This window comes from Gelidibacter japonicus (assembly GCF_010725055.1).
Classification (GTDB): Bacteria; Bacteroidota; Bacteroidia; order Flavobacteriales; family Flavobacteriaceae; genus Gelidibacter; species Gelidibacter japonicus.
Genome location: NZ_BJKB01000025.1, coordinates 35,680 through 43,960, shown reverse-complemented (window position 1 = coordinate 43,960; position 8,281 = coordinate 35,680). Strand labels below are relative to the sequence as shown.

At 37.1% G+C, this 8,281-nt stretch carries 6 protein-coding genes; all 6 read right to left on the bottom strand.

Features of this window, described 5'->3' with window-relative positions; all coding sequences use genetic code 11:
• Nucleotides 1-843: 843 nt before the first annotated feature.
• The gene (locus tag G6N06_RS18370; protein WP_163518166.1) at nt 844-1,479 is read right to left on the bottom strand and encodes a response regulator transcription factor; all 636 of its coding nucleotides are present in this window, start codon (nt 1,477-1,479) and stop codon (nt 844-846) included.
• A 65-nt stretch (nt 1,480-1,544) separates the two neighbouring features.
• The gene (locus G6N06_RS18365; protein WP_163518165.1) at nt 1,545-2,000 is read right to left on the bottom strand and encodes a retropepsin-like aspartic protease; all 456 of its coding nucleotides are present in this window, start codon (nt 1,998-2,000) and stop codon (nt 1,545-1,547) included.
• Nucleotides 2,001-4,574: a CHAT domain-containing protein gene (locus tag G6N06_RS18360; protein WP_163518164.1), complete on the bottom strand. Its 2,574-nt coding sequence runs from the start codon at nt 4,572-4,574 to the stop codon at nt 2,001-2,003.
• Nucleotides 4,575-4,648: 74 nt separating this feature from the next.
• Nucleotides 4,649-6,601 carry a DUF7849 domain-containing protein gene (locus G6N06_RS18355; protein ID WP_163518163.1) on the bottom strand — a complete coding sequence of 651 codons (1,953 nt, stop codon included), beginning with the start codon at nt 6,599-6,601 and terminating at the stop codon, nt 4,649-4,651.
• Nucleotides 6,602-6,676: 75 nt separating this feature from the next.
• The gene (locus tag G6N06_RS18350; protein ID WP_205334798.1) at nt 6,677-7,675 is read right to left on the bottom strand and encodes a hypothetical protein; all 999 of its coding nucleotides are present in this window, start codon (nt 7,673-7,675) and stop codon (nt 6,677-6,679) included.
• A 73-nt stretch (nt 7,676-7,748) separates the two neighbouring features.
• Nucleotides 7,749-8,192: a hypothetical protein gene (locus G6N06_RS18345; protein WP_163518162.1), complete on the bottom strand. Its 444-nt coding sequence runs from the start codon at nt 8,190-8,192 to the stop codon at nt 7,749-7,751.
• Between the last annotated feature and the right edge of the window lie 89 nt (nt 8,193-8,281).

Genomic DNA, 8,281 nt, shown 5'->3' with positions numbered 1-8,281 from the left:
ACCATATAAGCCAACTTTTTCAATTTTTTATTGACGCTATTTTAACCTAGTATATTAAACTATCATACAAAGTTAAACTTAACCAAAAAGAAAATCGTCTAAAAATTACTTTTTAGACGACCTCTTTTTTTGACTAACTAACAACTAAAAGAAATTAACAAGAATATTTGCGGCTATAATCAATATAGCACTCATTATTAGTCCTATGATTAGTAGGCGATTACCACTTTTGAAATTATCTTCCATGATTTTCATAAGTTTATTGTGTTTTTGGCTGCTTCTGTCAAATTAATTGGAATAGAGGGCATATCTCTACAGAAATCAACAAACTAATTATACTGTAAATGTCACCATTAATAGGATGCCAAACAATACGTAGTTCTACGTATTTTTCATTGAAATTCGGTAAAAAGAAATAAAGCCCTGAACCAATAAAGATCCAGAGCCTTATGTATAATTCCCCTAAGAATTAATAGCAATGTAAATTTCGACAATAATAGAACACCAAACAATACGTAGTTCTACGTATATTTAGCGTGATTTTCGCTTTTTTCTTTAAATTAAGCGTGTGATTGATGAAAGCAAGACCTTTTTAGAACTCTTAAATCGCTAAGTAGATTATAAAGGTCAGGATGCTATTTGCAGAAAAAGATAATAGTAGGTGTGCTTTTTAAAGTAGGAGCAAAAAAAGGATCGGAAAACGACAGGTGTTTTACGCATCATTTGGGTTTTATAAAAAAGCTCTGGACCAGTAATCAACCAGAGCTTTTTGATTCCCTAAAGAAAATTGATTAATAGCACTGTAAAGGTGGCAATTTTTTAGATGCCAAACAATACGTAGTTCTACGTATTTTTAGCTAGAAATTCTTCATTTTCTTTAGCAAATAGTGCTAAACTGCCCGCTTTTGATTCTAAATCTAATTTTCTAATGATATGGCTCTTGTGTTTTTCAACGGTTCTGCTGGAGATAAAAAGAATACTGCCGATTTCTTTGGCAGTTTTATTTAAGGCAATAAGCCTCAATACCTCAATTTCGGTTGGGGTAAGTACTTGCAACTCTTTTGGAGGCTCAACTATTTCTAAAAACTCGATCAGTTCAGGACTAAAATAGGATTTTCCATTTAATACAGCGGAAATACAATTTTCAATCTCCACGAGTGCAAATTCTTTAAGCACATATCCATATATTTCTAAGGTTTTTGCCTGGTTATATATGGTTTCATCCTTTTCAAATGTAATCAATATGATTTTGGTCGGGAGACTGAGTTCCTTACATTTTTCTGCGATTTCCAAACCGGTTAAAAATGGCATCTGTATATCTAAAATGGCAATTTCCGGTTGCTTTGATTTAATCAAATCAAAAGCTTCCTTGCCGTCAGCGGCACTTCCAATTAGATTATACTCTTTTTCCTTTAAAAAATCGGTAAGACCCTTTAAGACAAGAGGGTGATCGTCTGCTATAATGATAGAGGCTGCCATGTGCTATTAATAAAATCTTAGGGATTTAAAGATAGCTAATATATTTTGAAAAAGAAGGAATATTATTACAATTTCAAATACACATAGCGTTTGTCATAATCAATAATGGCCTTGGCTTTCTTCAAAATATCGGCCCCTATAATGCCATCTACTGGTTTTGAATTATAGTTTAGGAGCGCCGTATTTACATGGGTCAAATTAAATAGTACCAGAGCCACTTTGTCCTTTTTCCATTTCCCTATTTTAAGTTTGTTTTTTTTGGAAACCTGGGTTAACATGTCTGTGGCACCGGCACCTGCCGCCTTAATTTCAGAGTCTTTCGCCGTTAATTTGAAGGTTTCAATGGCCTCAAAGCCTACACAGGAATTGGAGGCGCCAGTATCTAAAATAAACAGACCTTTAACGCCGTTTAAGGTTGCTTTGATTTCAAAATGGTTTGTTTTGGTCAATTTCAACTTGACTTTAATATATCCTTTTTCTAAAAGAAAGTCTTGAAGTGACATGTCCTTACTATCCATCATCTAAATTGTTGTTTTTCGTTTTCTAAACCATAAAAATAGGACAATTAATAGTGCCAATATCCCAATGAAATAATAAATGATGTTTCCATGTGTTTCTTGGCTTTCAATCTTGCCATAATAGACAAAGGCGCTCCAGTAATATGGTGATTTTTTTGTAGTGCTAACGGAATCATTTTGTAAATAATCGAGCTTTGATTGTCTATTGGCGAGATGGGCTGATTTGGTTTTGTCATAAGAGTTATAAAACAAAGACATTAATGTTGCTGTAGAGGCATCATTGATTTGCCACAGTGAAAATAATAAGTTTTTGGCACCAGCGTATTGAAATCCCCGGGCGATGCTCATGGCGCCTTCGCCCTTTTGCAGTCTTCCAATTCCGGTTTCGCAGGCACTTAAAACCACAAGTTCGGGTTCAATATCCATGCTATACAATTCGTTGACCGACATGGGCTGATCATAAAATGCAATGTTTGCGGGGTTTATAAAATCGCCTCCCGTGGCATGTGTTGATAAGTGCAGGATATTGTACTGGGCAGCCATTTTTTTAAATTCGGCCTTATTAGCATCATCGTGCATAAGAACCATGGCTTTTGATAACTTTTTGATGGCATGCGCTTCATCAACGGAATAAGTAAGGACTTGATTACTGTTTTCAAAAACAGGAAAAATGCCAAGAATCTGATGATTGGTCGCCTTCTTTTGTTCCTGTAGATAAAAATTGACGTTGGAATTGTAAACTACATTTTTTAAAGTGACTAGAAACGGCATCTTTGAGAAGTTGGTAGTCTCTGTTGATTCTGTGAGCAAAGCCTCGAAAGGAATAAAATGTAACAATCCATCAGGAATGATGATAAGATTGGGATGATCAGATATCTGATCAAGGCCTAAGGCTTTATAAAGTTTAAAGGCCTGTAAAGTAAAGCTATTGACGTTATTGTTAATAACCGATGCATTATCAAATAAGTGAATAAAACCAGTAATATCTTCTTTGACGGCAGCATCCAGTTCAATTTTTGAAAATTTTTTCTGACCCGACGAAACTTCGAATTGGTATAAGGCATTGTTGCCGTAAAAATAGACGACGAGTGCTGCTTGATCAAGGTTCAATTGGTTTTCTAACTTCACGAAATCTATGGTCTTGTTTTGTCTGACACCATATTTATCATCAATGGCCTCAGAAACAGATTTCAAGCTAATGCTGACTTCCAGTAATTGCTTGTTTAAGTTATCATGATGTGGTAATTGATAACCCAACTGTGTTTTGATCAGCACATCGGTGAGATGCTCCTGTTTTTTTAAAAGGTCTTGCTCCTGAAGCAATAGACTGTCATTGGGATGTTGCGACAACAGCGATTTTTTCTGAAAAACATCTTGTAGAACAGCCGCTTTATCCTTTTCTGCATAGTTTAAGGCACGTTTAAAAATTTCAGGATTTGGATGCTTTTTATAATCATTAAATAGCAAATCAATACACCATTCGCTGCGCTTTCGATTGCCAATTACATTGGCGAGCTTTGATTCTTGCGAAGTCAGATTCGAAGCAAGCATTTTTGCAACATAAAAACTAAGATCATAATATTCTAAGGCGTTTTCTGATTGGGTTTGCAATCGCGCCTTAAGATCAAAAATATCTATAAATGTGTTTTCAGCGTAGAGATTTGATTTTTCTGGAATTCTTTGATCTTCATCATTGGGGAGTAGCAATTTTATAGCGTTTTCCAGAAAGGAATCTGCTATTTCAAACTCATTAAGAAGATAATACAATTGGGCTTCCTCCACATGTCGTTTTGCCAATTCCCTAATGGTGAGCACCTCCTCCTTCTGAAATTGTTTTGACAGTTTGAATTGTTCCAATGCCTTAACATAATCCTTGTTTTTAAGGGCCTCTTGATAATCCAATCTATATTTTTCGAATGGCGTTTCAATAGTTGGCATCGCCTGTTGTATGGCCAAATCTTTGTCATTGGTGCTTTTTAATGATAATGAACTGAACGCTTTTAGACTGTTCAGTTTTTCTTTTTGTGCGTTGCTGATTCCCGAAAAGCGCTCTGCCCTTGCCACCAATTCCAACACTGATGCATGCATCCCTCGCGTTTGGTATAAAGCCGATAGATTGATCATCCCAGCAATGTATTGGTCTCTGTTTTTACTTTTTTCGGCTAAAGCGATGTATTGTTGAATAGTGTTTTCAGCGTTCGTATAATTGTTGGTTTTCGTGTATAAATTGCCTAATGGCTTTAAGCAATATTCGATGATGTCATAATCGGAAATAGTAGACAGTTGATGGTCAATATAGCGTTTCCATGCCTCTTCGTAGGTGGAGATAGCTGGTTTCAACCGATTTGAATCTTTGAGATAGAATGCTTTATTGCATTGTAAAAATACGAGTGCAAGCTGTTCGTCCTTGCTTTTTGCTTTGCCTTTGAAATCAATTTCCTGCTGAACGAGGTATTGGTACGATTGTTCGTTTTTGTTGGCAATGAATGACTCGGTGGCATTATAGATCTGTTCCTCGAGATTTTGGGAAAAGGTAAATCCGCTAATAAAAAAGACAATCAAGCAGATCCTTTTCATCTCTGTGAATATGTTTTTTTAAAATGAAGCATCCTAAACTGCCATTCGTTGTTTGACTTTGCTCATAGCCAGAGTTAAAATTTCCAAATCGCGTAAAGTTGCAGATAATTGAAGTCATCCTTAAAACTTAGCACATATCTCGCTCCAAGGCTTGGGCCAATTCGAGCGAAACCAGCTGTAATATCCAATAAAAGCCCAGTTCTGAAATTGTTAAATGCATTGCTTTCATTACGTTTTGTGATTTCACTGCTCATAACGTAGTCATCGGTAGTGCCTTCAAATTGCTCAATCAAAACTTCCTGATCCTGCTTTTCGTTTAATGAAAACATCGCCTGTAATCCAGCGCCAACACCTATATAGTTATTGATATTATAACGTGCCATAACAGGGATTTCCCAGTCGACGTTTTGAAAATGTGAGTTGGTGGTGGTACGTTGCAATGCCCTTCGCTGATCTATATCGATTATCTCATCAACAACACTTGTTTTGGCATCATACTCATGAAAACTGTTCAACAGTTCAAGTTGCCAATACCAGCGATACGATTTATAAGGAGAAAGTGTAGCACCGAAAAAGTAACTTTCGGAGTTTTTTAAATCTGAGTAGGAGTTGTACCCAACTTTCGCACCTATGGAAAGTCCAGGAATGAAACGTGTTGTGGAATAATTGGTGATGATGGGGTCGTTTTTGTCAAAATAGATGGCCGTTTGACTTTTAGTGCTTTTCTTGTGGAAATCCTTGGCAAACTTGATGTTATATTTTACAAATCCTTTGGTGGAGTCGTAATCTTTGACATTTTTTTGTTCACTACCAGGGAGGTAGATATTTTTAAAGGTAAAAATGGCTTTCTTATCGGTGAAGGCGGTATCCAGACAACTATAGCGCACTTCATAATCTGGACAGATTTCGCATTTAGGATACATATCTGTAACCACAATGGACTGTTTGTCCAACATATCTGGAATATCCGTTTCCAATCGGATTGTCCTTGCCGGACCTTCGCCGTTATTTTGAAATTTGATCTTATATTTTAAAGTCTTAAAACGAACCGTGCGGTAGTTCATAAAAGTGCCATTGCTTGACATCTTATTGGGGTCATGTGAGGTAACAATTTCCATTTCCATATCCTTCACTTTATGATTGTCATAAGTGGCATCGGGTACATAAACACCACGTATTGAAATAATGGCACTCGTGTCTTTTAGCATTTCAGGAGGCGTTTTTAAAGTAAAAAACAGATTCCGCTCCTCATTGGATTTCATATTCTGAAACTCCAATGCCTCCCAATCTCTGTATCGCTCCCTGGCGTCTTTTAAAGTAAATTGTAGGTTGGTCTTAATGGTTGTATCCTGGAGCTGTCCTTTTAAATGCAGCTGCCGCCCATCTGCGGAAGCGAGAAAATATCTATCGGAATCATCAACGGTATTGGTATAGACAAAATCGGTTTCCTGCACTCGTTTTTCATTGTGATACATTCTTATATCGGCTACCTCAAAATTGTCGGCTTTATACTTTTGTTCGTTATAGAATAAATAAAGTTTTCCGTTGGCCGTGTAGTTTAAATAGTTTTTATAACTCAGCACCACGACAATCTCTTGTTCCGGCATGGGTTCTCTATTACGTATCAGCATTAAATCTTCGGTCATGGACGCTTCATCCTTATACGAAGGATCCGGGTTGGTGACACTAATCTTTTTGGGACGTGTGGTGGGTGGCTTACCGGTATCATAATTGTTGGTTGCCCAAAGCTTGACGTCGTAATCGGCTGCAGATTTATAAATGTGTTTTGGGTTTTCCTCTTTGCTATAATGACCGTCCCCAAACTCCCAGAAATAGGAGTAAAATGCTTTTGGTGCGCCTGCTATTTGTTCTAATGTTGGGGTTTCTGGAGTGAATTGAATGGCATTGCCTTTGACCTCATGCTTTATGGTGGCAATACGGGAGAGGGTGTCTTTCGAATTTTCTTTTTGTGCGAAAAGCCATTGACAACAACAGCAAAAACAAAGGACAGAAATAAATGTTCTCATATAAAAAAGCATTGATTTACTGCTAAAATACAAAAAGCGATGGTCATGACAACCATCGCCTTTCTGCAGGTTAAATTAAGGCAAATTATTAACTATTGATATGAGTTCAGCTTCTGTAGCTATTGTAGATTCTTCAATGATGAAGGAGGTGACCTGGTTATCGGCAATTGTCACAGCTTTTATTGCATATCGCCATTGACCGTTATCTTCGGTGACAAAAACTATATGACATTCCAATCCGATTGGAATTTGTCCATAATGCTCACTGAACAATCCGTTATCAAAAGTGTCCAATGTAGCCAAGCCTGAGTCCTCACCATCATAGGATAAGTATACCGCACTGTTTTCATAGGTGTAGCCAATTGGTGGCTGTACTTTAATGGTGGTTTTTGGACGAGGATCACTGAAAAAACGATCAATATTGGTCCATCCGAAATTTTGTACAAAGGCATAGTAATTTTCTCCTTTGAGAAAGACACCAGCTTCTCCTTCTATATCCGTTTCTTCTTCCCAAGCCAAGTCGCCGTTTTCGTCAATAATACCTTGCCACATGATCATTTCTGGATCGTCACCGCCAGTTAGGCTTGTAGGGACTTTAATTCTCATTGGACAATTGGTTTCTAGTGCAACGCCATCTTGACTAGCTTCAAAATAGAATTCACCCCCTGTCACAAGCATGGCTTTGTCTCCGTTGGCCATAATACCCATTGTAGGTTTGTTGGTGGTGATCATATTACCTTTTTTAAAGATTTCAACATATTCCAAGTCTACAGTTCCGGTCACTGCGTTACCGTTTTTAGAAAGACAATTGGCATCTATGTATATATCTACGCCATTGTCTGTGGTCAATGTGATGAAACCATCATCAGCATCAAATTCAAAGTGCTGCGTAATGTTTTCTAAACTCTGGGCTCTGATGCCTGCAAACTGTTGTGCTGAGGGAGGGGTTATAAGGGCAGAGTAATCACTGTCATTTAAACTGCAGCTTGTCAAGGTCAACATTAGCAATACTAATGTCGTTAATACAAGGGCAATCAAGCTTAATTTTCCGAAAATTGTTTTTAAATGTTTCATAATTATTGGGTTTTAAATAGTATTCAACTTTATATCAACAGGGCAACAGTTTTGTTACCCTGTTTTTTAACTTTTATTCTGTAAGACCACTTTTTATGATTTTGGAAGTGATGATATCGCCGGCTGCAACAAGGCCAATCATTCTGCGTGCAGCATTTTCTGAAGTCGAATATCCTCGGGCATGACCAAGTGCACTGGTAACCTCCCATAAGTATATTCTCTTGGCATTCTGATGATAATCTGATTCGAGTATATAATAACTTTGAATTGTTTTTTCAAGAATAACTTCTCCTGTGCTAACCAGAGCAATCATCTTGTTGGCATGTGATGCACTGGATGAGGTTCCAGAATAGTAAGTGCGATTGGTTTTTACGTTCCATTCGTAGATTTGAATAAGATGGTCTACTGTCATCTTAGGATCATTGTCAAATCTGTTAAGATCTGTGTGACCATTTAAAGCATTCATTTGTGAAAATGATAGGAGGGCTGTTGCGATAATTAATAGTGAATTTTTCATGATAAGGTATTTTTTGGATTAATTTTTTTGTTCTTCAGCACCGTTTTATTTGCTGATTCAACCTTATATCAAAACCCTTTGAGAATTGT

Bases quoted from the DNA above. Each gene is read 5' to 3' on its own strand.
- G6N06_RS18365 (WP_163518165.1), bottom strand. From the start codon at position 2,000: ATGATGGATAGTAAGGACATGTCACTTCAAGACTTTCTTTTAGAAAAA.
- G6N06_RS18355 (WP_163518163.1), bottom strand. From the start codon at position 6,601: ATGAGAACATTTATTTCTGTCCTTTGTTTTTGCTGTTGTTGTCAATGG.
- G6N06_RS18350 (WP_205334798.1), bottom strand. From the start codon at position 7,675: ATGAAACATTTAAAAACAATTTTCGGAAAATTAAGCTTGATTGCCCTT.
- G6N06_RS18360 (WP_163518164.1), bottom strand. From the start codon at position 4,574: ATGAAAAGGATCTGCTTGATTGTCTTTTTTATTAGCGGATTTACCTTT.
- G6N06_RS18345 (WP_163518162.1), bottom strand. From the start codon at position 8,192: ATGAAAAATTCACTATTAATTATCGCAACAGCCCTCCTATCATTTTCA.
- G6N06_RS18370 (WP_163518166.1), bottom strand. From the start codon at position 1,479: ATGGCAGCCTCTATCATTATAGCAGACGATCACCCTCTTGTCTTAAAG.